General features: G+C 69.3%; 25 protein-coding genes and 1 tRNA gene. 12 read left to right on the top strand and 14 right to left on the bottom strand.

What is annotated here, in order from left to right:
- On the top strand, positions 1-740 hold a 740-nt coding region (locus J0695_RS16690), incomplete at its 5' end, for a class E sortase (protein ID WP_206962846.1).
- 26 nt (positions 741-766) lie between these two features.
- A complete protein-coding gene (locus J0695_RS16685; protein WP_206962845.1) occupies positions 767-1,501 on the top strand; it encodes a class E sortase in 735 nt (244 codons plus the stop codon).
- A gap of 94 nt (positions 1,502-1,595) precedes the next feature.
- On the opposite strand, the gene pknB is transcribed toward J0695_RS16685, so the two are convergent.
- The 6 genes from pknB to J0695_RS16655 all read right to left on the bottom strand — a co-directional run bounded on the left by pknB (position 1,596) and on the right by J0695_RS16655 (position 9,625).
- Positions 1,596-3,581, bottom strand: coding sequence for a Stk1 family PASTA domain-containing Ser/Thr kinase (pknB, locus tag J0695_RS16680; RefSeq protein ID WP_206962844.1), 1,986 nt, complete (start codon positions 3,579-3,581; stop codon positions 1,596-1,598).
- A gap of 133 nt (positions 3,582-3,714) precedes the next feature.
- Complete coding sequence (locus J0695_RS16675; RefSeq protein WP_206962843.1) at positions 3,715-5,169, bottom strand: peptidoglycan D,D-transpeptidase FtsI family protein; 1,455 nt, start codon at positions 5,167-5,169, stop codon at positions 3,715-3,717.
- Positions 5,166-6,563 carry an FtsW/RodA/SpoVE family cell cycle protein gene (locus J0695_RS16670; protein WP_206962842.1) on the bottom strand — a complete coding sequence of 466 codons (1,398 nt, stop codon included), beginning with the start codon at positions 6,561-6,563 and terminating at the stop codon, positions 5,166-5,168. The genes J0695_RS16675 and J0695_RS16670 overlap by 4 nt, the downstream gene beginning before the upstream one ends.
- A 31-nt stretch (positions 6,564-6,594) precedes the next feature.
- Positions 6,595-8,112 (bottom strand): Stp1/IreP family PP2C-type Ser/Thr phosphatase, encoded by a 1,518-nt coding sequence (locus tag J0695_RS16665; protein ID WP_206962841.1) that lies wholly within the window; start codon positions 8,110-8,112, stop codon positions 6,595-6,597.
- A 129-nt stretch (positions 8,113-8,241) separates the two neighbouring features.
- Positions 8,242-8,769 (bottom strand): FHA domain-containing protein FhaB/FipA, encoded by a 528-nt coding sequence (locus tag J0695_RS16660; RefSeq protein ID WP_206962840.1) that lies wholly within the window; start codon positions 8,767-8,769, stop codon positions 8,242-8,244.
- Between the two features lie 10 nt (positions 8,770-8,779).
- Positions 8,780-9,625: an FHA domain-containing protein gene (locus J0695_RS16655; protein WP_206962839.1), complete on the bottom strand. Its 846-nt coding sequence runs from the start codon at positions 9,623-9,625 to the stop codon at positions 8,780-8,782.
- A gap of 305 nt (positions 9,626-9,930) precedes the next feature.
- On the opposite strand from J0695_RS16655, the gene J0695_RS16650 reads away from it, so the two are divergent.
- A tRNA-Leu gene (locus J0695_RS16650) sits at positions 9,931-10,013 on the top strand.
- A 188-nt stretch (positions 10,014-10,201) separates the two neighbouring features.
- Here J0695_RS16650 and J0695_RS16645 read toward each other — a convergent pair.
- Positions 10,202-10,639 (bottom strand): MarR family winged helix-turn-helix transcriptional regulator, encoded by a 438-nt coding sequence (locus J0695_RS16645; RefSeq protein WP_206962838.1) that lies wholly within the window; start codon positions 10,637-10,639, stop codon positions 10,202-10,204.
- A gap of 181 nt (positions 10,640-10,820) precedes the next feature.
- Between J0695_RS16645 and J0695_RS16640 the strand changes: the two genes are divergently transcribed.
- From J0695_RS16640 to J0695_RS16625, 4 genes are all read left to right on the top strand, one after another.
- Positions 10,821-11,831, top strand: coding sequence for an ABC-2 transporter permease (locus J0695_RS16640; protein ID WP_242552753.1), 1,011 nt, complete (start codon positions 10,821-10,823; stop codon positions 11,829-11,831).
- A 167-nt stretch (positions 11,832-11,998) separates the two neighbouring features.
- Positions 11,999-13,408, top strand: coding sequence for a DUF2252 domain-containing protein (locus J0695_RS16635; RefSeq protein WP_206962836.1), 1,410 nt, complete (start codon positions 11,999-12,001; stop codon positions 13,406-13,408).
- Between the two features lie 32 nt (positions 13,409-13,440).
- Positions 13,441-14,289 carry a J domain-containing protein gene (locus J0695_RS16630; protein WP_206962835.1) on the top strand — a complete coding sequence of 283 codons (849 nt, stop codon included), beginning with the start codon at positions 13,441-13,443 and terminating at the stop codon, positions 14,287-14,289.
- Between the two features lie 46 nt (positions 14,290-14,335).
- Entirely contained in the window at positions 14,336-14,680 is a 345-nt protein-coding gene (locus J0695_RS16625) for a rhodanese-like domain-containing protein (RefSeq protein ID WP_206962834.1), read from the top strand.
- 1 nt (position 14,681) lies between these two features.
- Here the strand turns inward: J0695_RS16625 and J0695_RS16620 are convergent, their stop codons facing one another.
- The 6 genes from J0695_RS16620 to paaA form a co-directional block, all read right to left on the bottom strand.
- Positions 14,682-15,815, bottom strand: a complete 1,134-nt coding sequence (locus J0695_RS16620; protein WP_206962833.1) for an acyl-CoA dehydrogenase family protein — start codon at positions 15,813-15,815, stop codon at positions 14,682-14,684.
- A gap of 111 nt (positions 15,816-15,926) precedes the next feature.
- On the bottom strand, positions 15,927-16,976 hold the full coding sequence (locus J0695_RS16615) for a 2Fe-2S iron-sulfur cluster-binding protein (protein WP_206962832.1): 1,050 nt from the start codon (positions 16,974-16,976) through the stop codon (positions 15,927-15,929).
- Positions 16,977-17,471: a 1,2-phenylacetyl-CoA epoxidase subunit PaaD gene (gene paaD, locus J0695_RS16610; protein ID WP_206962831.1), complete on the bottom strand. Its 495-nt coding sequence runs from the start codon at positions 17,469-17,471 to the stop codon at positions 16,977-16,979. It lies immediately after the preceding gene.
- Positions 17,465-18,184: a 1,2-phenylacetyl-CoA epoxidase subunit PaaC gene (gene paaC / locus J0695_RS16605; protein WP_206962830.1), complete on the bottom strand. Its 720-nt coding sequence runs from the start codon at positions 18,182-18,184 to the stop codon at positions 17,465-17,467. The genes paaD and paaC overlap by 7 nt, the downstream gene beginning before the upstream one ends.
- Complete coding sequence (gene paaB / locus J0695_RS16600; protein ID WP_206962829.1) at positions 18,181-18,468, bottom strand: 1,2-phenylacetyl-CoA epoxidase subunit PaaB; 288 nt, start codon at positions 18,466-18,468, stop codon at positions 18,181-18,183. Before paaB ends, paaC begins: the two co-directional genes overlap by 4 nt.
- Positions 18,465-19,391: a 1,2-phenylacetyl-CoA epoxidase subunit PaaA gene (paaA, locus tag J0695_RS16595; protein WP_206962828.1), complete on the bottom strand. Its 927-nt coding sequence runs from the start codon at positions 19,389-19,391 to the stop codon at positions 18,465-18,467. The genes paaB and paaA overlap by 4 nt, the downstream gene beginning before the upstream one ends.
- A 116-nt stretch (positions 19,392-19,507) precedes the next feature.
- Between paaA and J0695_RS16590 the strand changes: the two genes are divergently transcribed.
- The 3 genes from J0695_RS16590 to J0695_RS16580 are packed head-to-tail and all read left to right on the top strand — an operon-like array spanning position 19,508 to position 22,260.
- Positions 19,508-20,245, top strand: a complete 738-nt coding sequence (locus J0695_RS16590) for a DUF5819 family protein (protein ID WP_242552752.1) — start codon at positions 19,508-19,510, stop codon at positions 20,243-20,245.
- On the top strand, positions 20,242-21,462 hold the full coding sequence (locus J0695_RS16585) for an HTTM domain-containing protein (protein WP_242552751.1): 1,221 nt from the start codon (positions 20,242-20,244) through the stop codon (positions 21,460-21,462). The genes J0695_RS16590 and J0695_RS16585 overlap by 4 nt, the downstream gene beginning before the upstream one ends.
- A 30-nt stretch (positions 21,463-21,492) precedes the next feature.
- Positions 21,493-22,260 (top strand): TrmH family RNA methyltransferase, encoded by a 768-nt coding sequence (locus J0695_RS16580; RefSeq protein WP_206962848.1) that lies wholly within the window; start codon positions 21,493-21,495, stop codon positions 22,258-22,260.
- A 19-nt stretch (positions 22,261-22,279) separates the two neighbouring features.
- Here the strand turns inward: J0695_RS16580 and paaN are convergent, their stop codons facing one another.
- A complete protein-coding gene (paaN, locus tag J0695_RS16575; protein WP_206962827.1) occupies positions 22,280-23,938 on the bottom strand; it encodes a phenylacetic acid degradation protein PaaN in 1,659 nt (552 codons plus the stop codon).
- 123 nt (positions 23,939-24,061) lie between these two features.
- Between paaN and J0695_RS16570 the strand changes: the two genes are divergently transcribed.
- A complete protein-coding gene (locus J0695_RS16570; protein ID WP_206962826.1) occupies positions 24,062-25,573 on the top strand; it encodes a 3-hydroxyacyl-CoA dehydrogenase in 1,512 nt (503 codons plus the stop codon).
- A complete protein-coding gene (locus J0695_RS16565; RefSeq protein WP_206962825.1) occupies positions 25,570-26,169 on the top strand; it encodes a TetR/AcrR family transcriptional regulator in 600 nt (199 codons plus the stop codon). Before J0695_RS16570 ends, J0695_RS16565 begins: the two co-directional genes overlap by 4 nt.
- Positions 26,170-26,182: the final 13 nt, after the last annotated feature.

Here is a 26,182-nt window from a genome sequence, read left to right as displayed (position 1 = left end):
CCGCTGCCCCCTCCACGGCCCCCCTCAGCCGTATGGAGGCGCGCCGTGCGGCGCGTGCGGCCAAGGACAGTCCGGCAGTTGTGGCCAGCCGGGCCATCGGGGAGATCTTCATCAGCCTCGGGGTGCTGATGCTGCTGTTCGTGACGTACCAGCTGTGGTGGACGAACGTCCGGGCCCACCAGGAGGCCAACGGCACCACCCACAGCCTTCAGGACGACTGGGCGAAGGGGGACAGGAAGGCCGGCGCCTTCGAGCCGGGACAGGGCTTCGCCATCCTGCACATCCCCACGCTGGACGTGGTCGTCCCGATCGCCGAGGGCGTCAGCAAGTCCAAGGTTCTCGACAAGGGAATGGTCGGCCACTACAGCGAGGGCAAGCTGAAGACGGCGATGCCCTCGGCGAAGACGGGGAACTTCTCCCTCGCGGGCCACCGCAACACCCACGGCGAACCGTTCCGCTACATCAACCATCTCAAGGCGGGCGACAAGGTCGTCGTCGAGACGCAGGACGACTACTACACGTACGAAATCACCAGCAGCCTCCCGCAGACCTCCCCGAGCAATACGTCGGTGATCACGCCGATCCCACCGGGGTCCGGTTTCACCAAGGCCGGGCGGTACATCTCGTTGACGACCTGCACCCCGGAATTCACGAGTACGTACCGAATGATCGTGTGGGGCAAGATGGTCGACGAACGGCCGCGCAGCAAGGGTGTTCCGGCCTGGCTGCCCGCGAGTTGACCGAGCGATCGACAGGGACGAGTGCGGTGGCATCGAGGACCGAGCAGGACGAGCAGACGAGCGCGCCCTCGTCCGCTCAGGCGCGGCGGGGGCGGGGCAGGATCGCGGGGGCGGTCAGTGTCTTCGGCGAGCTGCTGATCACGGCGGGGCTGATCCTCGGGCTCTTCGTCGTCTATTCGCTGTGGTGGACGAATGTCGTCGCCGACCGCGAGGCGTCCAAACAGGGCGACCACATGCGCAACCACTGGGCTCAGGACACGGGTCCCGGTGCGCTGGACACCAAGAACGGGATCGGGTTCCTGCACGTACCGTCCATGAAGAACGGTGAGGTGCTGGTCAGCAGGAGCACCGACACGGACGTTCTGAACGACGGTGTGGCGGGGTACTACACCGAGCCGGTGAAGTCGGCGATGCCCTGGGACAGCAAGGGCAACTTCACGCTCGCCGCGCACCGGGACGGGCACGGGGCGAAGTTCCACAACATCGACAAGGTGAAGACCGGGGACGCGGTCGTCTTCGAGACGAAGGACACCTGGTACGTCTACAAGGTGTACAGCGAGCTGAAGCAGACGTCGAAGTACAACGTGGACGTGCTGCAGCCGGTCCCGAAGGAGTCGGGGAAGAAGAAGCCGGGGCGCTACATCACGCTGACGACGTGCACGCCGGTCTACACCTCGCAGTACCGGTACATCGTGTGGGGCGAGCTGGTGCGTACGGAGAAGGTGGACGCGGAGCGGACGCCGCCGGCGGAGCTGCGCTGAGGCCGGCTCGAAGAGTCTCGCTCGAACCGACAGGGCCCGAAGCCGCACGGACGATCCGCGGCTTCGGGCCCTGTGTCGTACGGGGGCGTGGTGGCTAGTTGCCGCCGATGAAGCCGCCGCCGTTGCCGTTCCCGCCGTCGTTCCCGTTCCCGTTGCCGCCCATGGTGGTGAGCACGATGGGCGTGTTGGCCGGGTCCGTCACCTGGGTTCCCTGGGGCGGGGTGATCCCGGTGACGATGGCGTTGTCGTCCTTGGAGCTGCCGTCGGCGAACTGGACGTTCGTGAAGCCGCTCGCGGCGAGTGTCGCCTTGGCCGTCGCCACGTTCTGGGTGATGACCGCGGGCACGGGGACCTGGGCCTTGGCCTTGGCGACCGTCAGGGTGACCTGTGTGTCCTTCTTGGCCGAGGCGTTGCCCTGCGGGTTCTGGCTGATGACCGTGTCCGGCGTCTGGGTGGACTCCTGGTCGATACGGGCGACCGTGAAGCCCAGGTCCTCCAGCTGTTTCTTGGCTGCGTCGTAGGGCTTGGTGGTGACGTCCGGCACATTGATCGTCGACTGCTTGGCGATCTTGATGGTGACGTCGGAGCCCTTCTCGGCCTCCGAGTTGCCCTTCGGGCTCTGCTCGAAGACCTTGCCCACCGGCTGGTCGGACTCGACTTGCTTGACGACCGCGTGGAAGCCCTTGCCCTCAAGGATCTGAGTGGCGCCGTCCTCCGTCTCCCCGTTGACATTGGGGACCTCGATCTTCGGGGCGCCCGTGGAGACGACGACGTTGATGGTCTCGCCCTTGGCGATCTTGGTGCCGAAGACCGGATTCTGGCTGCAGATGTTGCCCTTGGGCTGCTTCTCGCAGGGCTTCTCCGTCGAGGTCAGCTTCAGGTTCTCGCCGACGTTGTCGACCGTGCCCTGGGCGGCCTTGAGCGTCTGGCCGATCAGCTGCGGCGTGTCGAACTTGGCGGGGGTGTTATCGGGGCCGAAGACCGCCTTGCCGATCAGGATCGCGCCGACCAGCACCAGGACGCCCGCGGCGATCAGCAGGATCGTCGAGGTGTGCGACTTCTTCTGGCGGCGGCGGTCGGGGCGGTCGTCGTAGCCGTAGCCGCCGTCATCCGGGTTGACCGGGGGCAGCATCGACGTCTGACCGCCGTTGGGGTCCGCGCTGCGCAGGGCGGTGGTGGGCTGGTCGGTGTCGTAGCCGCCGTAACCGACCGCACCCATGGCCGCGGTGGCCGCGACGGGCTGGCCGTCGAGGCACGCCTCGATGTCGGCCCGCATCTCGTCCGCCGACTGGTAGCGGTAAGCCGGGTCCTTGACCAGGGCCTTCAACACGATCGCGTCCATCTCGGGCGTGATCTCGGGGTCGAAGTTGCTGGGCGGCTGCGGCTCTTCGCGTACGTGCTGATACGCGACGGCGACCGGCGAGTCGCCCACGAAGGGCGGCCGGACGGCGAGGAGCTCGTACAGGAGACAGCCGGTGGAGTAGAGATCCGAGCGCGCGTCGACCTGCTCGCCCTTCGCCTGCTCCGGGGAGAGGTACTGGGCGGTGCCGATGACGGCCGATGTCTGGGTCATCGTCATACCGGAGTCGCCCATGGCACGGGCGATGCCGAAGTCCATGACCTTGACCTGGCCGGTGCGCGTCAGCATGACGTTCGCCGGCTTGATGTCGCGGTGGACGATCTGGTTGCGGTGGGAGTACTCCAGCGCCTGGAGGACGCCGATGGTCATCTCCAGGGTGCGCTCGGGCAGCAGCTTGCGGCCGGAGTGCAGGAGTTCCCGCAGGGTCGAGCCGTCGACGTACTCCATCACGATGTACGGGATGGAGATGTTGTCGACGTAGTCCTCGCCGGTGTCGTAGACAGCGACGATCGCCGGGTGGTTGAGCGAGGCGGCCGACTGGGCCTCACGGCGGAACCGGGCCTGGAAGGACGGGTCGCGGGCGAGGTCCGCCCGGAGCGTCTTCACGGCGACGGTGCGGCCGAGCCGGGTGTCGTGGGCGAGGTAGACCTCGGCCATGCCACCACGGCCGAGCACCGAGCCCAGCTCGTACCGGCCGCCGAGGCGACGCGGCTCTTCCATAGCTTTCCAGCCCTCTCCGTCTGTCCCGACCGCACCCTGGGGTGGTCCGGCGGTGTGCTGTTCGCGCATACGCTACCGGGCACCGGTGGATGATCACCGACCGACCGTCAGCTGATACCGGACCGGTACGTCACTACTTGCTGTTGAGAACCGCCTGCATGACGGCCTTGGCGATCGGCGCGGCGAGACCGCCGCCGGAGATGTCGTCACGGTTGGCCGAGCCGTCCTCGACGACGACGGCGACGGCGACCGGGGAGCCGCTGTCGGTCTTCGCGTACGAGATGAACCAGGCGTACGGCTTCTCGCTGTTGTTGAGGCCGTGCTGGGCGGTGCCCGTCTTGCCGCCGACCGTGACACCCGGGATCTGGGCCTTGGTGCCGGTGCCGACCGCGACCACGTTCTCCATCATCTTCTGGAGATTCTGGGCGTTGGCCGCCGACAGCGGCCGGCTCAGCTCCTTGGGCTCGGTCTTGGAGATGGAGTCCAGGTTGGGCGCCTGGAGCTGGTCGACCATGTACGGCTTCATCAGCTTGCCGTCGTTGGCGACCGCGGAGGCGACCATGGCCATCTGCAGCGGCGTGGCGCGGTTGGACGCCTGGCCGATGCCGGCCATGGCGTTCTGCGGCGGGATGTCCTTGGGGTAGACGCTGGCGTCGGCGCGGACCGGGGTGAAGATCTCCTTGTTGAAGCCGAACTTGTCGGCCTCTTCGATCATCTTCGCGTTGCCGAGGTCGTCGCTGATCTTGCCGAAGACGGTATTGCAGGACCACTGCAGGGCCACCTTGAGGGTGGCGTTCGTGCAGGGGATGGTGCCCTCGTTCTCAAGGGGCTTGCTGGACTGCGGCAGCTTGAACGGGTTCGGCGAGCGGGTGGGCTCGTCGATGCTGTTGTAGAGGCCGTTCTCCAGGGCCGCGGCGGCCGTGACGACCTTGAAGGTCGAGCCCGGCGGGTAGGTCTCGCGCAGTGCCCTGTTGAGCATCGGCTTGTCCTTGTCCTTCAGCAGGACCTGGTAGTTCTTCTCGTCCGTCTTGGTGTTCCCGGCGAAGGACGAGGGGTCGTACGAGGGGCTGGAGGCCAGGGCGAGGATCTTGCCCGTCTTCGGGTCGAGCGCCGCGACGGCGCCCTTCTTGTCCTTGAGCCCGTCGAAGGCGGCCTTCTGGGCGTCGGCGTTGAGCGTGGTGACGACGTTGCCGCCCTTCTTCTTCTCGCCGGTGAACATCGACAGCGTGCGGTCGAAGAAGAGGCTGTCGGAGTTGCCGGTGAGGATGTCGTCGTTGATCTTCTCGAGCTGGTTGGCGTCGTAGTTCTGCGAGGCGTATCCGGTCACGGGCGCCCACATGGCGCCGTCCTTCCAGGTGCGCTTGTACTTGAAGTACGTGCTGTCACTGACGGCGGAGCCGGTGACGGGGTTCCCGTCGACGATGATGTTGCCGCGCTCGTGGGCGTAGCGCTCGATCCGGGTGCGGAGGTTGAGGCTCTTGCCGTTGAGGTCGTCGGCCTTGACGTACTGGATCCAGTTGTCGCGCAGGAGCAGCGCGAGGACGAGGAAACCGCAGAAGAGCGCGATCCGGCGCAGGGGCTTGTTCACGGTCGGACCACCTGGGTCATCTCGGCGTCGGGGGAAGGTGCGGGGGCCGGTGCGGGGCGGCGTGCGGTATCGCTGATACGGATCAGGATCGCGATCAGCGCCCAGTTGGCGACGACGGAAGAACCGCCCTGTGCGATGAAGGGCATCGTCATACCGGTCAGCGGGATGAGGCCCATGACACCGCCGGCGACGACGAAGACCTGGATGGCGAGGGCGCTGGAGAGGCCGATGGCGAGGAGCTTGCCGAAGGGGTCGCGGGCGGCGAGGGCGGTGCGTACGCCGCGCTCCACGATCAGTCCGTACATGAGCAGGATCGCCATCATTCCGGCCAGGCCGAGCTCCTCGCCGACGGTGGCGAGGATGAAGTCGGAGTTGGCGGCGAAGCCGATGAGGTCGGAGTTGCCCTGGCCGAGGCCGGTGCCCAGCGTGCCGCCGGAGCCGAACGCCATGAGGGACTGGGCGATCTGCTCGGTCTGGGCGAGGGTCGTCTTGGAGAAGGGGTCGAGCCAGGCCTGGACGCGCTGCTGCACGTGCGGTTCGAAGGAGGCCACGCTGACGGCGCCGACGGCGGACATCAGGAGGCCGAACACGATCCAGCTGGTGCGCTCGGTGGCGACGTACAGCATGACGACGAAGAGACCGAAGAAGAGCAGCGAGGTGCCGAGGTCGGTCTCGAAGACGAGGATGAGGATCGAGAGCGCCCAGATGACCAGGATCGGGCCGAGGTCGCGGCCGCGGGGCAGGTAGAGGCCCATGACGCGGCGGCTGGCGAGGGCCAGCGCGTCTCTCTTCACCATGAGATAGCCGGAGAAGAAGATCGCGATGATGATCTTGGCGAATTCGCCGGGCTGCAGGGAGCCGACACCGGGGATGGTGACCCAGATGCGGGCGCCGTACACAGGGGGGAAGAACACCGGGAGGATCAGCAGGACCAGCGACACCACCATGGAGATGTAGGTGTAGCGCTGGAGGATCCGGTGGTCCTTGAGGAGCATCAGTACGGCGACGAAGAGCGCGACGCCGACGGCCGTCCACATCAGCTGCTTGGAGGCGACCGCTGCGAAGTTGTCCCGCTCCTTGAGCCTCGGCGACTGGTCGAGGCGCCAGATGAGGGCCAGGCCGATGCCGTTGAGGAGCGTGGCCAGGGGGAGCAGCAGGGGGTCGGCGTACGGGGCGAATTTGCGCACCACGAGGTGGCCGACGCCGGCGAGGAGCGTGAGCCCGACTCCGTAACCGAGCATTCCGGCGGGGAGCGTGCCGTTGATCGCGAGGCCGACGTTGGCGTACGCGAACACCGCGATGGCGACGGCGAAGACGAGCAGCATCAGCTCGGTGTTGCGGCGGCTCGGTGCTTCGATCGCGCCGATGGTGGTCGTGTTGGTGACAACGCTCATGTGGTGAAAGCCCCCCAAGGGCTGTTGCTGCCTACTGCTTACCGCACAGTGAGACCAGCTGCTGCTCCTCCGGAGAGAGGGTGGGGCCGGTGCTGGGTGTGGGTGTAGGGCTGGGCGTGGAGGTGGCCGTCTTGCTGGTCTTGGCGGACTGGGTGGTGGTGGCGGAGCCTGCGGTGCCTCCGGCCTTGCCCTGACCCGGCTTCTTCGCGTTGTCCGCCGCGGCCTTGCGGCGCTCTGCGTCCTTCTGGCAGGCGTCTGCCTGGTGGGAGAGTTCGGTGATCTTCTGGGTCGCCTTGCCGAGACTGCTCTCGGTGATCGTGTCCTCGACCTGCTTGCGCTGGTAGGGCGGCAGGTACTTGAGTTCGATCTCGGGGTGGTTCTTCTCGACCTTGGAGAGCGAGATCCAGGCGAGGTCCTGGCTGATGCCCCGGTAGAGCGCGACGTTGTCGTTGTTCGCGCCGACGTAGTACTGCGTCTGGGTCCAGCGGTAGCCGCCGTAGAGGCCGCCGCCGATGACGGCGAGCACGAGGACGCCGTAGAGCGATCTCTTCAGCCACTTGCGGCCGCGGGAGGGCTTGATGAAGTCCTCGTCGCTGTACGCGCCGTAGCCGCCGTCCGCGCCGTTTCCGGACTGGCCGTAGTCGCCGCCGCTGCCGGGCGGGCCGAAGCCGCCCGCCTGCGGGGGTACGGGGCGGCCGAGGCCCGATGCGCGGCCCGCGGGGGTCTGCATGGAGCCGTCGTCGTGGAGCTGGGCGGCCTGGTTCTCGGCGACCGCGCCCACGATGACGGGGATGTCGCTGACCTGGCCGGCGAGGGTGTCGCCCGAGTCGACGTCGAGGACGTCGGCGACGATGCAGGTGATGTTGTCGGGGCCGCCGCCGCGCAGGGCGAGCTGGATGAGCGCCTGGACGGTCTCCTGCGGTCCCTGGTAGCTGGCGAGGGTCTCTTCCATCGTCTGGTGGGAGACCACGCCGGAGAGGCCGTCGGAGCAGATCAGGTAGCGGTCACCGGCCCTGACCTCACGGATGGAGAGGTCGGGTTCCACCCGGTCGCCGCTGCCCAGCGCGCGCATCAGCAGGGAGCGCTGCGGGTGGGTGGTGGCTTCCTCTTCGGTGATACGGCCCTCGTCGACGAGGCGCTGGACCCAGGTGTGGTCCTGGGTGATCTGTGTCAGCACGCCGTCGCGCAGGAGATAGGCACGGGAGTCGCCGACATGGACGAGACCCAGGCGCTGGCCCGTCCACAGCAGAGCGGTGAGGGTGGTCCCCATGCCTTCGAGCTGGGGGTCCTCCTCGACCATCATGCGCAGCTGGTCGTTGGCCCGCTGCACGGCTGTGGAGAGGGAGGTGAGGATGTCCGATCCGGGGACGTCGTCGTCAAGGGTGACGAGCGTGGAAATGACCTCGGAGCTGGCGACCTCACCTGCTGCCTGGCCGCCCATGCCGTCGGCGATGGCGAGGAGACGGGGGCCGGCGTAGCCGGAATCCTCGTTCCCCTCACGGATCATGCCTTTGTGTGAGCCGGCGGCGAAACGCAGGGACAGACTCATGCGCACCTCGCCAGTCGGCTCCGGGTACAGCCGGTCTCGAGCCACACTGCCCACCCTCCGGTCGGGAGCACGCTCCGGCCCCAACGCGGGGCCGACGCGGCTCGCTCGCTCCGCTCGCTCATTGTCGTACTACTTCCGCAGCTCGATGACGGTCTTGCCGATGCGGATCGGCGCGCCCAGCGGAACGGGTGTCGGGGTGGTCAGCCGGGTCCGGTCGAGATAAGTGCCGTTGGTGGACCCGAGATCCTCGACGATCCACTGGCCGTCACGATCGGGATAGATCCTGGCATGCCTGCTGGACGCGTAGTCGTCGTCCAGCACGATGGTGGAGTCGTGCGCCCGGCCCAGGGTGATGGTCTGGCCCTGGAGGGCGACGGTGGTACCGGTGAGGGTGCCTTCGGACACGACCAGCTTCGTGGGGGCGCCACGGCGCTGCCGACCGCCCCCGGCCGGCTGCTGGCGTTGCTGCTGCGGCGCCGTGGTGGTGGCCTGCCGCGCGGTCTGCTGGGGGCGCGCCTCATTGCCGCGGCGTGAGCCGCGCTGAGTGACGCGCGTACCGAACAGATCGCTTCGGATGACCTGTACGGCCACGATGACGAACAGCCACAGAACGGCGAGGAATCCTAGCCGCATGACCGTCAGGGTCAGCTCTGACATTGCCCCCGCTTCACCCTTCGGCTTGCCTGAAAACGATGGTGGTGTTGCCCACGACGATCCGGGAGCCGTCGCGGAGCGTAGCGCGGGTGGTGTGCTGCCCGTCTACCACGATGCCGTTGGTAGATCCGAGATCCTGGATCGTCGAGGGCGTTCCGGTCCGGATTTCGCAGTGTTGGCGCGATACGCCGGGGTCGTCGATCCGTACATCGGCTTCCGTGGAGCGGCCGAGTACGAGTGTGGGGCGTGAGATCTGGTGGCGGTTGCCATTGATCTCGATCCAGCGCCGCGTCTGGGTGCTGGGCATGGGTCCCGGAGCGGCCGGCCGGCTCGCGGGTGCGGGACGGTGAGGTCCCGGGGCGGCCGGCGGAGGCGCTGCGGGCATCGGCGGGGCCGCGGCGGGCGGGTAGCCGTAGCTGCCTGCCGCGGGGGGACGCCGGGCGGCCGCGGGCGGCGGGCCCGTGGGCGCGCTCTGCTGGCTGGTGCTGGAGGCGAGGGTGCGGCTGCGGACGCGGTAGAGGCCGGTGTCGAGATCGTCGGCCTTCTCGAGGTGGACCTTGATGGGGCCCATGAACGTGTACCGCTGCTGCTTGGCGTAGTCGCGGACCAGTCCGGAGAGCTCGTCGCCCAGCTGACCCGAGTACGGGCTGAGCCGTTCGTAGTCAGGGGTGGAGAGCTCAACGATGAAGTCGTTGGGTACGACGGTCCGTTCGCGGTTCCAGATCGTGGCGTTGTTGTCGCACTCACGCTGGAGGGCGCCCGCGATCTCGACGGGCTGGACCTCGGACTTGAACACCTTCGCGAAGGTGCCGTTGACCAGACCTTCGAGGCGTTGCTCGAACTTCTTCAGGACTCCCATGAGGCACCTCCTCCGTCGTTGTCGTCCTCGTACTGCTTACTGATCGTATCCACGCGTCGGGAAATCGGCTGGTTCCCCTTGTCTGCCCTGTGGATGAGTGTCACCCCTCACACGGATCGTAGAGGCGGCTCCTGTCAGTGTCCCGCACAAGCGGCTCACCTAGGAGGAGTGGGGGCGATAGGAGCTCGTTCCCTGGGGGCTGTCTCCGAAACAACGGATGTGAATCCACCCTGCCCACCGTGCTAATCTTCCGTTTGTCGCCAGGCGCTCACACAGCCAGTGAGAGAGCCCAGGACACCACTCTTGCGCGAGTGGCGGAACGGCAGACGCGCTGGCTTCAGGTGCCAGTGTCCTTAGGGACGTGGGGGTTCAAATCCCCCCTCGCGCACATATGAACGGGCCTCCGTCAGTGATGAGAATCGCTGACCGGGGCCCGTTTCTCGTTGAGGCGTGCTTGTTGAAGCGCGTTGCGGCGCGTGGAGACGGGTTGAGGCGCGTTGAGACGTGTTTCACGTGAAACCCCCGCGGGCCGGTGGCCTCCGCGGGGGTTTTCGTACGTGGTCCTGCCGGGCTCCTTCAGTGTGCTGAGTTGTAGCGCAGCAGGTAGTCGGCGAACCGGTTGAGGTCTTCCTCACTCCAGTCGGCGAGCCGGTCGCGGACGGCGGCGCGGCGGCTGCCCTGGGTGGCCGCGAGCGTCTCGGTGCCGGCGTCGGTGGGGTGCAGCACCTGGACGCGGTGGTCGTCGGGGTCGGGGCGGCGCTCGACCAGGCCGAGCTTCTCCAGTGCGGCGATCTGCCGGCTGACCGTGGACTTGTCGAGCATGTAGTGGCCCGCGAGGTCGGTCGCGCGGCAGCCCTGCTGATCGTCGATATGAGCGAGCAGCGTGTACGAGACCAGGGGCAGCTCGGGGTGGAGTCGGGCGGCCGTCGCGCGGGCGCGGCGGGCGAACGCGGTGAGCTCGCGCTGGATGGTGTCGACGGATGTGTCGCGTGCCCGGGGATCGCCGGCGGTCATTGTTTTGCCCCTCTCGGTATTGGTTGTATAGTACAACTCATTCGAGGGTTGTAAAAGCCAACTATATGGAGGTCGTGTCGTGTCCGCAGGTCCGAGTCGGAGTCCGAGTCCGAGTAGCGGTGCTGTCGGTACAGGGGCCGCTCTGCGCCATGTCCTCGGTCACCTCCTCACGCCGCTGCTGATGTGCATCGGTATGGGGCTCGCGTACCTGGGGGCGTTCCACGCTCCTGAGCCGCACGATCTCCGCGTCGACGTGGTGGGGTCGGGGCCCAGCGCCCAGGTCCTGGCGCAGACGCTGCAGGACAAGGGCGCGGGTGCGCTCGACGTCCGTACCGTCGACAGCCGCGACGCGGCCGTGCGGGCGCTGCAGGAGCGGACCGTGTACGGCGCGTACGTGCCGGACGCCAAGGCTCCTGAGCTGGTCGTCGCCTCGGCTTCTTCGGACACCACGGCCACGGTCGTGGAGAAGGTCTTCACCGAGGTGGCCGCCCAGGAGGGTGCGCCGCTGAAGGTGACGGACGTGGCGCCGTCGGCGAGCGGGGACCGGACCGGGCAGGGGCTGTTCTTCCTGCTGGTCGCGCTGAGCATCGGTTCCTACGCCTCGGTCGCGGTGATCGGCGGGGCTGGGGCCGTGCTTCCGCTGCGGATCAGGGCGCTGCTCGCGGCGGGGATGTCGCTGGTGGTGAGTGGGATCGGGGCCGTGTTCGCGGGGCCGATGTTCCATCTGGTCGACCACGGTCTCGGCGGGATCTGGGCCATGAGCTGGCTGTACTCGGCGGGCATCCTGCTGATCGGGGTGGGGCTGCACACCTTCCTCAAGCGGTGGACGACGCTGGGGCTGATGGTGCTGTTCGTGATGCTCAACTTCACCAGCTCGGGCGGGGTGTTCCGGCCCGAGCTGCAGCCAGGGTTCTTCTCCTCGCTGCATGCCTTCTGGAACGGTGCGGGCTTCGTGGAGGGCGCGCGCAGCCATGTGTACTTCGGCGGGCAGGGGCTCGGCGGGAACGTGCTGGTGCTGGCGCTCTGGTTCGTGGCCGGTGTGGTCGTGATGGGCATCGCGGGGCTGGTCGAGGCGCGGCGGCGCGCGGTGTCGGAGACAGTGGCAGCGCCGGAGGCAGTGGCAACGGTGGAGGCAGTGGCAACGGTGGAGGCAGAGGCAGAGGCAGAGCTGGAGGAAGCGGTCGCCGTGTGAGGTGTGCATGGTGAAGCGAGAAGGGAGTGCAACCCCCGGACGGTGTCCGGGGGTTGCACTCTTTTCCACATCCAGGGGCTTGTCCACAGAGGGCGACGGGCCTCGGCGAGCGGCGGTACGGTCTGGGCAGTTGATGTTGGTCGAGGTTGTTCGAGGGCGGGGACTTCATGAGCGAGCGCATGCGGGTGCCGGTGGTGGCGGGGTTCGCGCAGCGGGTCACTGAGGCCGACGGGCCGAAGGGGTCGCCCAAGGAAGAGGGCAGGGAGCTCAGGTCGCGGGTGCCCAGGGCCTCGCACGATTCGCTGGTGCTCGCGCAGGGGCGGCCCGACGCGGTGCAGGCCGTCGTCGAGTCCAACCGGGGGCGGGTGCCGGGACTCACACCGATACGGGTGGGCCGGATGGCCGCCACCCCCTTCGCCTTTCTGCGCGGTGCGGCAGGCCTGATGGCCCATGACCTGGTGGGGACACCCGTGACCGGGGTGGGCGCGCAGATCTGCGGTGACGCGCACGCGGCGAACTTCGGGCTGTACGGAGATGCGCGCGGCCGTCTGGTGATCGACCTGAACGACTTCGACGAGACGGTGGTCGGGCCCTGGGAGTGGGACGTCAAGCGGCTGGCCGCCTCACTGGTACTCGCCGGGCGCGAGGCGGGGGCGGACGAGGACACCTGCCGGGCCGGGGCGTTCCATGCGGTCGGTGCGTACCGGCGGACCATGCGGCTGCTGGCCAAACTGCCGGCGATGGACGCGTGGAACGCGATCGCCGACGAGGAGCTCGTTTCGCACGCGGACGCGAAGGATCTGCTGGGCACGCTGGAGCGGGTCGAGGAGAAGGCCCGCCAGAACACCAGCGCGCGCTTCGCCGCCAAGGCGACCGAGGAGTGCGGGGACGGCGGACGGCGCTTCGTGGACGCTTCGCCGGTGCTGCGGCGGGTGCCCGATGCGGAGGCCGCGGCGGTCGCAGGGGCGCTGGAGGAGTATCTGTCCACGCTGTCGCACGACAGGCTGCCGCTGCTCGGCCGGTACGCGATCCACGACGTGGCGTTCCGGGTGGTCGGCACCGGGAGCGTGGGGACGCGGTCCTATGTGGTGCTGCTCCTCGATCACCGGGGCGAGCCGCTGGTGCTTCAGGTGAAGGAGGCGCGGGCCTCGGCGCTGGTGCCGTATCTGCAGGCGGCCGGTTTCCGGCCGCCTCCGGCCGAGCACGAGGGCCGGCGCGTGGTGCAGGGGCAGAAGCGGATGCAGGTGGTCAGCGACATCCTGCTGGGCTGGACGACGGTCGAGGGGCTGCCCTTCCAGGTGCGTCAGTTCAGGAACCGCAAGGGGAGCGTGGATCCGGCGGCGCTCGCTGCCGACCAGATCGACGACTACGGGCGGATGACAGGGGCGCTTCTGGCCCGGGCCCATGCGCACAGCGCCGACCCGCGGCTGATCGCCGGGTACTGCGGGAAGAGCGAGGAGCTGGACGAGGCGGTGGCCGCTTTCGCCGTGGCGTACGCGGACCGTACGGAAGCCGATCACGCGGATCTGACGGCCGCGGTGAGGGACGGGCGGATCGAGGCCGAGCTGGGCGTGTGACCGGGGGTGGACGGCGCCCTTAGGCTGGGCGGGTGACGGACGATGCCACCGGGGGTACGACGACCCGGAACGAGACGGACGGGCAGCAGGCGGAGCAGGCCGCGAAGCAGCGGCCCGAGGCGCGGCTGGAGAAGGCTGTGCGCGCGGCCGAGCAGGCGCTGATCGAGTTCGAGATCGCGGTGGAGACCTTCCGGGTGGAGGTGGAGAACTTCTCCAGGCTGCATCACCAGAGACTCGGCCCGATGTACGCCAGGCTCGACGAGCTCGACGCGCTGATCGCCGAGGCCAGGGCTTCCCGCAGCGGTGACCCGGAGGACCTGCGCAAGGCGCAGGAGGCGCGCGCCATGGTGATGCCGCTGCCCGGGATCGAGGAGCTGTTCAGCGACTGGCTCGACTCCGACGGTCTGTCGCCCGAGGCGGAGGCGATGCTCAATGAGCAGCCGGTCCAGCCGCCGAAGCGGGTGCGGCCCAGCGAGGAGGCGCGCAAGCTCTACCGCGAGCTGGCGCGCAAGGCGCACCCCGACCTGGCTCAGGACGAGGCGGAGCGGGAACGGCGCGACGAGTTCATCACGCGCGTGAACGCCGCTTACGGCCGCGGCGACGAGCGGCTGCTGCGCGAGCTCGCCGAGGAGTGGGCCGCGGGTCCTGTCCCGCCGGCGGCGCAGCCCAGTGAGAGCGAGGAGCTGTACGCACGCCTGGAGTGGCTTTCGCGGCGCAAGGAGTTGCTGACGCTGGCCGCCCATGAGCTGGAGGAGAGCGCGATCGGCGCGATGCTCAAGATGGCCCAGGACGATCCGGACCGGCTCCTCGAGGACATCGCCGAGCAGCTCCTGGGGCAGGTCTCCGAGCGCGAGGCGGAGCTGGCGGGGCTGGTGCAGTAGCGTTCCCGATGACCGGGTCGGGTACGTACGAGAGAAGGCAATCCCCATGAATTTCGCCCCGCTGCCCCAGGTGGATGTCGCTGCCGTACCGGCCGACGGTCTGGTGCTTGATGTCCGGGAGGACGACGAGTGGGCGGCCGGGCATGTGGAGGGTGCGCTGCACGTTCCGATGAGCGACTTCGTGGCGCGGCTCGGCGAGGTGACCGAGGCGGTGGCCGACGGGCGGCAGGCCTTTGTGATGTGCCGGGTCGGCGGGCGGTCCGCCCAGGTGACGCAGTACCTGGTGCAGCAGGGTATCGACGCCGTGAACATCGACGGCGGTATGCAGGCCTGGGACGGTGCCGGGCGTCCGATGGTGACGGAGAACGGAAGCCCGGCCTTCGTCCTGTGAGTTAGTCGAGCGGGTGGGCGGCCAGCAGGTCGCCCAGGGACTCCTCGTGGGCCGCCGCCGGACCCAGCGAGAGCTCCAGCTGCTTGGCCCAGGCGTGGTAGCGGTGCAGGGGATAGTCGGTGTCCGCGCCGATTCCGCCGTGCAGGTGCTGGGCGGTCTGGACGGTGCGGCGTACCCCGTCGGAGGCCCAGATCTTGGCGACCGAGATGTCACCGGATGCGGGGAGCGCGCCGGTCGCGCCGGTGGAGATGCGCCAGGCCGCCTGCCAGAGGGTGACCTCCATGGCGCGCAGGTCGATGTAGCAGTCGGCCGCCTGGACGGCCACCGCCTGGAATGTGGCGACGGGGAAGCCGAACTGCTCGCGCTTGCTGGTGTATTCACCGGTCATCTTGAGCACGCCTTCGCCCAGGCCGAGCGCGAGTGCGCAGGTGCCGGTGGCGAGGAGGTCGTGCAGATACGCCCACGCGCCCTCGGCCTCGATGAGGTCGTGAGGGGCGACGCGTACGGAGTCGAGGCGGACCTCGGCGAAGCGTTCGCCGCTGGTGGACACCTGGTCGGCGAGGGTGAGGCCGTCATGGACCCGGGGGACGAGGGCGAGGACGGTGCGTCCGTCCGCGGTGTGGGCGGGGATCGCGATGCGGTCCGCGGTCTGGGCCCACGGGACTGCGGTCTGGACGCCGTCCAGGACCCAGGTGCTGTCTTCCTGGCGGGCGGTGACGGCCAGTTCGGCCGGGTCGTGGCCGGTACGGCCGTTGGCGCCGACGGTGAGGACGAGCTCGCCGCGGCCGACCGCGGGGAGGGTGGCCGTGCTCAACTCGGCTGCTCCGTACCGCTGGACGGTCATGGCGACCGCGCTGGTCTCCAGGAGCGGTACGCGGGCGAGGACCTTGGCGGACTCGCGGAGCACCAGGCAGAGTGCGATCGGGTCGAGACCCGCGCCGCCGTGTTCGGGGGCCAGGACCAGGCTCAGCAGGTCGGCGTCGGCGAGCTTGCGCCACAGCGGGCGGTCGAAGTCGTCGGCCACCGCGCCCGGGGTGAGTGCGGGGCTGGGCACCTGGTCGGGCGCGACTCCCGAGAAGACCGCCTTCGCTGCCTCTACGGCCGCCTGCTGTTCCTCGGTGAAGGTGAAGTCCACAGCCCAGTCCTCCCGCGCAGGTCACTATCTGATGAGGCGTCAGATTAGGGGAAGCGGCCGGGATGTGGAACAGGTACGGCATGTGGAACAGGTACGGCATGTGGAACAGGCTCAGCGGTCGAAGTCCAACTCGACCTCCGGTGTGAGGGGATGCGACTGGCAGGCCAGGACGTAACCCTCCTCGGTCTCCTCGGGCTCCAGCGCGTAGTTGCGGTCCATCCGGACCTCGCCCGAGACCAGGAAGGCGCGGCAGGTGCCGCAGACCCCTCCCTTGCAGGCGTACGGGGCGTCCGCCCTGGCCCGGAGCACCGTCTCCAGCAGTGAATCGCCCTCCCTGACCGGCCAGTTCCCGGACCTGCCGTCGAGCGTCGCGGTGAGGGTGGAGTGTGCGGGGGCAGGGGCCTGCGCCGTCGCGGCGGGGGCCGTGCCGTCGTCCACGTGGAAGATCTCCTGGTGGATACGGGAGCGGTCCACCCCCAGTCCGCGCAGGGCCCGCTCGGCGCCCTGGACCAGACCGAAGGGGCCGCAGAGGAACCAGCCGTCGATGTCCGCCACCGGCAGCAGCGCCGGCAGCAGGCCGGTCAGCCGGTCCTGGTCGAGCCGCCCGGACGGCAGCCCCGACTGCTGCTCCTCCCGGGAGAGCGCCGTGACCAGCTGGAAGCGGTCGGGCCAGCGGTCCTTGAGGTCGGCGACCTCGTCCAGGAACATCGTCGAGGCGACGGTCCTGTCGCTGCGGATCAGGGTGAAGCCCGACTGCGGCTCGCAGGCGAGCAGGGTGGCCGCGATCGAGAGGACCGGGGTGATGCCGCTGCCGCCGACGATCGCCGCGAACTGTCCGGCGCGCGGGGCGAGGACGAAGCGGCCGGTGGGCTCCATGACGTCGACCGTGTCGCCCACGGCCAGTTCCTTGAGCGCGTACGTCGAGAACTCGCCGCCGTCCACCAGCCGGATGCCGACCCGCAGTTCCGCGCCCTCGGCGGCGGGGGCGCAGATCGAGTACGTACGCCTGATCTCCTCGCCGTCCACGGTGCGGCGCAGGGCGATGTGCTGGCCGGGGGTGTGGCGGAAGGTCTCGCGCAGCTCGGGCTCCACGGCGAAGGTGACGGCCACCGCGTCGTCCGTCAGCTGTTCTACCGCGCTGACCCGGAGCGGATGGAACATCTACAACTCCTTGAAGTGGTCGAAGGGTTCACGGCAGGAGGCGCAGCGGCGCAGCGCCTTGCAGGCCGTGGAGGAGAAGCGGCTGAGCAGCTCGGTGTCGGTCGATCCGCAATGCGGGCAGCGGATGGCGAGGGAGAGGGCCACCGGTCCTGCGGGGCCGCCCGGGCGCGGGGGAGCGATACCGAACTCCGCCAGCTTGCGCCGGCCCTCCGCGCTGATGTCGTCCGTCGACCAGGCGGGGGCGAGGACGGTACGGACCGAGACATCCGGTATGCCGTGGTCGTGCAGGACCTGCTCGATGTCTGCGACCATCGTCCCGATCGCCGGACAGCCGGTGTAGGTCGGGGTCAGTTCGACCTCCACCCTGCCGGGGCCGAGGACTTCGACGGAGCGCAGTACGCCCAGCTCCTGGAGGGTCAGCACCGGGAGCTCGGGGTCGGGCACGGAGCCGGCCAGCAGGCGGAGCTCCTCCTCCAGCGGGGTCGTGGTCACCATGTCGCCCCCGGGTGGCTGCGGTGCAGATGCTGCATCTCGGCGAGCATCCGCCCGAAGGGCTCGGTGTGCAGGCCCTGGCGGCCCGCCCCCGCCGACCAGGACCCGGTCTGCGGTCCTTCGGGCACGGTGAGCGTCGCCCGCTTCAGCACGGAGGAGACGGAGGTGTGCCAACTGGTGTGCAGCGACTGCCAGTCCACCCCGTCCACTCCCTCGACCGGCTGGAACATCTCGCCGGTGAACCGCCACAGCGCGTCCAGGCCGCGCTGCATCCGCTCGTGGCTCTCGGCCGTTCCGTCGCCCAGCCGCAGGGTCCACTGTTCGGCGTGGTCCCGGTGGTAGTCGACTTCCTTGACCGCTTTCGCCGCCAGCGGGGCGAATACGCCGTCCCCTGCTGCCAGCTGTCCGTACAGAAGCTGCTGGTAGGTGGAGAAGTAGAGCTGGCGGGCGATGGAGTGGCCGAAGTCGCCGTTCTCCTGCTCGACCAGCTGGAGGTTGCGGAAGGCACGCTCCTCGCGCAGATAGGCCAGTTCGTCCTCGTCGCCGACGAGGGAGAGCAGGACGCGTGCCTGGCCGAGGAGGTCGAGGGCGATATTGGCGAGGGCCACGTCCTCTTCCAGTACGGGGGCGTGACCTGCCCACTCCCCCAGCCGGTGTGAGAGCACCAGCGCGTCGTCGCCGAGTGCGAGAGCGCCGGCCGAGGAGGAAGGAGTCACAGGTGCTGCACCCCTTCCGGGATCTCGTAGAAGGTGGGGTGGCGGTAGGGCTTGTCGCCGGCCGGTTCGAAGAAGGAGTCCTTCTCGTCGGGCGAGGAGGCCGTGACGGCGGTCGAAGGCACCACCCAGATGGAGACGCCCTCGCTGCGGCGCGTGTAGAGGTCGCGGGCGTTGCGCAGCGCCATCTCCGCATCCGGGGCGTGCAGTGACCCCGCGTGCGTATGGGAGAGGCCGCGCCGTGAGCGGACGAAAACTTCCCACAGCGGCCAGTCGGTCGCGGTCATGACGGCTTCCCCTCTCCGTGCTTGGCTGCGTACGCGACGGCCGCGTCCCGGACCCAGGCGCCCTCTTCGTGTGCGCGGCGCCGCTGGGCGATGCGCTGTTCGTTGCAGGGTCCGTTGCCCTTGAGGACTTCCTTGAACTCGTCCCAGTCGATCTCCCCGGTGGGGAGCGTCAGACCCAGGGCATCGGCCTGCGGGCCGGATATCTCGATGAATCGCCGGCGCAGTTCGTCGTTCGAGTGGCGCTTGATCTTCCAGGCCATCGACTGGGCGGAGTGCCCCGATTCCTCGTCGGGAGGGCCGAACATCATCAGCGAGGGCCACCACCAGCGGTCCACCGCGTCCTGCGCCATCGCGTGCTGGGCCGGTGTCCCCCGGCTGAGCGCGAGGAGCAGTTCGTACCCCTGGCGCTGGTGGAAGGACTCCTCCTTGCAGATACGGACCATGGCGCGGGCATAGGGGCCGTACGAGCAGCGGCAGAGCGGGACCTGGTTGGTGATCGCGGCACCGTCCACCAGCCAGCCGATCGCGCCGACGTCGGCCCAGGTCAGGGTGGGGTAATTGAAGATGGACGAGTACCTCTGGCGGCCGGCGTGGAGCTTGTCGAGCAGCTCTTCGCGGCTGGTGCCCAGGGTCTCGGCGGCGCTGTAGAGATAGAGGCCGTGCCCCGCCTCGTCCTGGACCTTGGCCATCAGGATCGCCTTGCGGCGCAGCGAGGGTGCGCGGGTGATCCAGTTCGCCTCGGGCTGCATGCCGATGATCTCGGAGTGGGCGTGCTGGGCCATTTGCCGGACGAGGGAGGCGCGGTAGGCGTCGGGCATCCAGTCGCGGGGCTCGATGCGCTCGTCGGCGGCCACCGCGGCGTCGAAGGCTGCCTGCCTGGCCGCCTCGTCCGTCCTGTCAGTCCCGTATGCCACTGTTGCCATTGCGGCCCCCTACCGACCGATCGTTCGGTTCATTGACTTCAATGGTGGGGCGACGGCCCATAGGGTGTCAACCCTGTGGATGACTGATCGAGTGGGCGGACCGGATCGGGGCGGGGATGGAAGCGCAGGACGACAGGGCCGAGGAGCCCGTCGGGTACGGCGGGCCGGGCGGGAAAGCCGAGCCGGGCGAGGACGGCGGCGGTGGTTCCGAGCCGCGCGGGATAGCCGGTCTCTCGCGTCCGTACCAGGTGGTGGCGGCCCTCGTGCTCGCCGGTATCGGTGTCCTCACCGCGGTCCACCTGGCGATGGTGTTCCTGGCCGTCGCGCCCTCCAACACCGTGTCCAAGCAGTACGGCGCGGAGATCGACGACTACGTCCTGCCCGAGTTCGAGCGCAACTGGAAGCTCTTCGCCCCGAACCCGCTCCAGCAGAACGTCGCGGTCCAGGCGCGCGCGGAGATACAGGCCAAGGACGGCAGCGGTCGCGCCACCAGCGGCTGGGTCGACCTCTCCGCCCAGGACGGCGACGCGATCCGCGGGAATCTCTTCCCCAGCCATGTCGACCAGAACGAACTGCGCCGCGGCTGGGACTTCTATGTCAACTCCCATGACGCGGAGAACCGGGCCGTCGGCGAGCGCGGCCGGCTCTCCGAGCGCTACGTCCGCCGCATCGTCCTGCTGCGCCTGGGAGAGCCGAAGTCCGGCGGAACCATCGAGCGCATACAGATACGGTCGGCGACGGCCACGATCGCCGCGCCTCCGTGGAGTACGGAAAAGACCGACACCAGGACCTACTACCGGGCCCTGCCCTGGTGGACGGTCGTCCCCGCGGACCGTACGGAGACCGGACGATGAGCGCCCCCGACACCGCGGCCGCGCGCGCCCTCCAGAAGATCACCGCCGCTGCCCTCGGTCCGTACCAGAGTGCCGTCCTCCGTATCGGCATCTCCGCGACCTGGCTGTTCTTCCTGCTCCGCGAACTGCCCCACCTCCGTGAGATGTACGGACCCGACGCCCCCTGGGCCTGGGGTCTGGCGCAGGAGCTCATCTCCGGCAACCACGCCTTCACGCTGCTGATGTGGTCGGACTCCACGGTGTGGTTCGAGGCCGTGTACGCCCTCGCCGTTCTCTCCAGCCTGCTGCTCCTGCTCGGCTGGCGGACGCGCGCGATGTCGGTGCTCTTCATGGTGGGGGTGATGTCACTGCAGAATCGGTCCGTCTTCATGGGGGACGGCGGGGACAACGTCATCCATCTGATGGCGATCTATCTGGTCCTCACGCGCTGCGCCCAGGTGTGGTCGCTGGACGCGCGGCGAGCGGCCCGGCAGGCGGCCCGGCAAGCGGCGCAGCGGGCGGTGCAGCAGTCCGACGCCGCTCCCGACCGTGTGGGGCCGGTCCTCTGGGTGGCACTCGGCGCGGTGCTGATCGCGGCGACCGTGGTGGGCAGGGCCGGTTCGCAGGGGTGGCTGGTTGCCCTGTTCTGGCTGCTGTGGATCGTGCAGGGCGTGTGGTGGGTGCTGTGCAGGTACGAGCCGGGAGAGCCGCGCGCGCTCGCGGACGTCATCGCCAATCTGGCCCACAACGCCACGATGGTCGTGATCATGGCCGAGGTCTGCCTGATCTACTCATCGGCCGGCTGGTACAAGATCCAGGGTTCGCGCTGGCAGGACGGCACCGCGCTCTACTACCCGCTGAAACTGGACTACTTCTCGCCCTGGCCGGGCCTGTCGTCGTTCCTCGCCACCAGCGGCGTGATCGTGATGCTCCTGACGTACGGCACGGTGATCGTGCAGGTCGCCTTCCCCTTCACGCTCTTCAATCGGCGGGTCAAGAACGTCCTGCTGGTCGCGATGATGATGGAACACGCGGGTATCGCGCTCCTGCTCGGCCTGCCGTTCTTCTCGATGGCGATGATCGCGGCGGACGCCGTGTTCCTGCCGACGGTCTTCCTGGTGTGGCTGGGAGCGCGCGCACAGCGGCTGACCTCCCGCCAGAAGGCGGAAGTGCCGGGACCAAGGCAGCCCGCCGACGCCGAGGAACCGGCGGCGGTCCTGCCGGGGGCCCGCACGTAGGCTGAGTCCGTGAGTGCGGATGCGGCAGCAGTGGCAGTGGCGGCGGTACGGGAGTGGCGGGCGCGGGCCGGGCAGGGGGCGGTCCTGCTCGACGGATTCCACGCCGTCAAGCACGCCGTGCGGTTCGGGGCCGTCCTGCCGATGGCGCTGGCCTGCGACAAGAAGGCCGTACTGGAGCTCGCCGACCAGCTCGCGCCCGATGTGCGCGACGCACTCGACGCGCTGGTGGTGGAGACCGACGAGGCGGCGCTGCGCGGGCTCGTGCCCCGGCTGCACCCGACGGGAGTGGCGGCCCTCGCCGTACGTCCCGATCGTGCGGCCCAGCTGGCGGCGCTGGCGCACCTGCCCCGGAGCACGCCCGTCGTCGTACTGGACCAGCCGCGGAACCTGGGCAACGCCGGGGCCGTGATCCGGCTTGCCGCCGGGTTCGGGGCGACCGGGGTGGTGACCACGGGCGAGCTCGACCCCTGGCATCCGACCGTGGTGCGGGGCGGCGCCGGTCTGCACTTCGCCACCGCCGTGGAGCGGATGGATATGGCGGAGCTGCCGCCCGGGCCCGTCTTCGCGCTGGACGCCGAGGGGGAGGACATCCGGGACGTGGTGCTGCCCGACGACGCGGTGCTCGCCTTCGGCTCGGAACGCTCGGGCCTCTCGGCCGAACTGCGGGCGCGGACGGACCGGTTGGTGTCCCTGCCGATGCGGGCGCAGGTCTCCAGCTACAACCTGGCGACGAGCGTGGGCATGACGCTCTTCCACTGGTCGTCGACCGGCGAGCGCCGCGGCCCCGGACAGGTCTGAGGCCGCGCCACCCCTGCCGTCACGCCTGGCGCCGTACCTCCACCACCCGGAACCGGTTGGCCACGAACGCACCGTCGCACAGCGCCGCGTTCGCCGCCGGGTTGCCGCCCGAGCCGTGGAAGTCCGAGAAGGCCGCGGTCTGGTTCACGTACACCCCGCCCGTCAGGTTGAGGGAGAGCTGCGCCGACTCCTCGAAGCAGACCTCCTCGACCGCGTGCTCCACGTCCGCCGAGGTCGTGTACGCGCCGACCGTCATCGCGCCCTTCTCGCGCACCGTACGGCGGAGCAGTTCGAGGGCGCTCGCCGTCGAGTCGACCGCGACCGCGAAGGAGACCGGGCCGAAGCACTCGGAGAAGTAGGCCGCTTCCGCGTCGGGCTTGGTGCCGTCCAGCTTGACGACGACCGGCGTACGCACGACCGCGTCCGGGAACTCCGGGTTGGTGATCTCCCGTGAGGGGAGCGCCACTTCACCGAGCCCGGACGCCGCCTCCAGGCGGGCCTTCACATCGGGATTGACCAGGGCGCCGAGCAGCGCGTTCGCCCGCGCGTCGTCACCGAGGAGCCCGCCGACCGCGCCCGCGAGGTCGGCGACGACCTCGTCGTACGACTTGGGTCCCGCGTCCGTGGTGATGCCGTCCCGCGGGATCAGGAAGTTCTGCGGGGTGGTGCACATCTGGCCGCTGTAGAGGGACAGCGAGAAGGAGAGGTTGGAGAGCATCCCCTTGTAGTTGTCGGTGGAGTCGATGACGACGGTGTTGACGCCGGCCTTCTCCGTATAGACCTGCGCCTGGCGGGCGTTGGCCTCCAGCCAGTCGCCGAAGGCGGTCGAGCCCGTGTAGTCGATGATCCTGATCTCGGGGCGCAGGGCCAGGGTCTTGGCGATCCCCTCGCCCGGACGCTCGGCGGCGAGAGCCACCAGGTTCGGGTCGAAGCCCGCCTCGGCGAGCACTTCCCTGGCGATCCGGACAGTCAGCGCCAGCGGCAGCACCGCGCGCGGATGCGGCTTGACCAGGACCGGGTTGCCGGTGGCGAGAGAGGCGAAGAGGCCCGGGTAGCCGTTCCAGGTGGGGAAGGTGTTGCAGCCGATGAGCAGGGAGATGCCACGGCCCGCCGGCGTGAACGACTTACGGAGCTCCAGCGGGTCACGCTTGCCCTGCGGCTTCGACCAGTCGGTCACCAGCGGGGTGCGGACCTGCTCGGCATAGGCGTACGCCACCGCTTCGAGGCCGCGGTCCTGCGCGTGCGGCCCGCCCGCCTGGAACGCCATCATGAAGGCCTGGCCGCTGGTGTGCATGACCGCGTGCGCGATCTCCGGCGTACGGGCACTGATCCGCGCCAGGATCTCCAGACAGACCAGGGCCCTGGCCTCGGGCCCGGCCTCCCGCCATGCGCCCATGCCCGCGCGCATCGCCGGGAGCAGGACGTCCAGGTCGGGGTGCGGATACGTCACCCCCAACTCGGGGCCGTACGGAGAGATTTCACCGCCCACCCAGTCGTCCGTCCCCGGCTGCCCGAGGTCGATGCGGGTGCCGAGCAGGGCGTCGAAGGCCGCCTTGCCGTCGCCCTCGTACGCCTTGGGATGCTCGGGGTGCGGTGACCAGTACGCACGCGTACGGATCGCGTCGAGGGCCTGGTCGAGCGTAGGCCGGTGGGTCTCGGTCAGCTCGGTCAGCTGCATTGCGGACCAACTCCTCGTCGAGCTGGGTGGAAAGTCGCGGACAGAGCTAGAGTAACCGAACGATCGGTCGGGACAAGGGGGTCCGTCAAAGCTGTGGACAACCCGGTAGGGGAGGATCTCCGTATGACCATCGCCATCGAGCAGAGCCGTACCGTCGCCGTAGTCGGCACCGGCACCATGGGCCAGGGCATCGCCCAGGTCGCCCTCGTCGCCGGACACCCCGTGCGCCTGTACGACGCCCTGCCCGGCCGCGCCGAAGAGGCCGCGGCCGCCATCGTCGCGCGGCTGGACCGGCTGGTCGAGAAGGGACGCCTGGACGCGGCCGACCGGGACGCCGCCCGCGACCGGCTGCTGCCCGCCGCCGCGCTCGGCGAGCTCGCCGACGCGGCCCTCGTGATCGAGGCGGTTCTCGAACAGCTTCCCGTGAAGCAGGAGCTGTTCACCGCACTCGAAGGGATCGTCGGCGACGACTGTCTGCTGGCCACCAACACCTCCTCCCTCTCCGTCACCGCTGTCGCGGGTGCGCTCCGCGTCCCCGCCCGCTTCGTCGGCCTGCACTTCTTCAACCCGGCCCCGCTCCTCCCCCTCGTCGAGGTCGTCTCCGGCTTCGCGACCGCCGAGGAGGCCGCGTCGGCCGCGTACGAGACGGCGAAGGCCTGGGGCAAGACCCCCGTGCGCTGCACCGACACCCCCGGCTTCATCGTCAACCGCATCGCACGGCCCTTCTATGCCGAGGCCTTCGCGGTGTACGAGGAGAGGGCCGCCGACCCCGCCACGATCGACGCCGTCCTGCGCGAGTGCGGCGGCTTCCGGATGGGCCCCTTCGAGCTCACGGACCTGATCGGCCAGGACGTGAACGAGGCCGTCACCCGTTCCGTCTGGGACTCCTTCTTCCAGGACGCCAAGTTCCGGCCCTCGCTCGCCCAGCGGCGTCTCGTCGAGTCGGGCAGGCTCGGCCGCAAGTCCGGACACGGCTGGTTCCCCCACGGCGAGGGCGCTGTCGCGCCCCTCCCGCACACCGCGTCCCCGCAGCCGGCGCCCGCCGCCGTCACCGTCGTGGGCGATCTCGGCCCCGCCTCCGACCTGACCGCGATGATGGAGGAGGCCGGCCTCGCGGTGAAGAGCGTCGAGACCGGCGGCCCGTACATCGAACTCCCTTCCGAGGGGCAGCTGGTGCCCGCCGACGGCCGCACCTCCGTCGAGTACACCGACGTCGTGTACTTCGACCTCGCCCTCGACTACCGGGGTGCGACCCGTATCGCCCTCTCCGCCTCCGAGGACACCTCGGAACAGGCGCTGAACGAGGCCGTGGGCCTCTTCCAGAAGCTCGGCAAGGACGTCAGTGTGATCGGTGACGTACCCGGGATGATCGTCGCCCGTACGGTCGCCATGCTGATCGACCTCGCCGCCGACGCCGTCGCCAAGGGCGTCGCCTCCGCCGAGGACATCGACACCGCGATGCGCCTGGGCGTCAACTACCCCCTCGGGCCCGTGGAATGGAACCGCGAGCTCGGCAAGGACTGGGCCTACGACCTGCTGCACCTGATGGACGAGCGCTGCCCGACCGGGCGCTACGCCCCCTCCCTCGCCCTCTTCAGGCAGGGCTACGGAGCCGAGGAAGAGGCCGCCTCATGACCACCCCCAAGCGGGACACGTACACCCCCGAGACCCTCCTCGCCGTCGCCGTCCGCGTCTTCAACGAGCGTGGCTACGACGGCACGTCGATGGAGCACCTCTCCAAGGCCGCCGGGATCTCCAAGTCCTCGATCTACCACCATGTCGCGGGCAAGGAGGAGCTGCTGAAGCGCGCGGTCAGCCGTGCCATCGACGGGCTGTTCGGTGTGCTGGACGAGGAGGGGGCGGCGCAGGGGCGCGCGATCGAGCGCATGGAGTACGTCACGCGCCGTACGGTCGAGGTGCTGATGACGGAACTGCCGTACGTCACGCTGCTCCTGCGCGTACGCGGCAATACGAAGACCGAGCGGTGGGCGATGGGGCGGCGCCGGGAGTTCGACCAGCGGGTCTCGGATCTGCTGAAGGCCGCCGCCGCCGACGGTGATCTCCGCGCTGACGTGGACATTCGTCTGGCGACGAGGCTGCTGTTCGGGATGGTGAACTCGCTGGTGGAGTGGTACCGGCCGCAGTCGGACGGCGGCGTGGAGGAGGAACTGGTGGCCGAGACGGTGGTCAGGCTGGCGTTCGAGGGGCTGCGGACCGCGCCGACCCGTTGACCTTGCACACAGG

The organism is Streptomyces beijiangensis, from assembly GCF_017315755.1.
GTDB classification, from domain to species: Bacteria; Actinomycetota; Actinomycetes; order Streptomycetales; family Streptomycetaceae; genus Streptomyces; species Streptomyces beijiangensis.
Note: the sequence above shows the minus strand (reverse complement) of the source record. Positions and strands in the feature narration are given on the sequence as shown.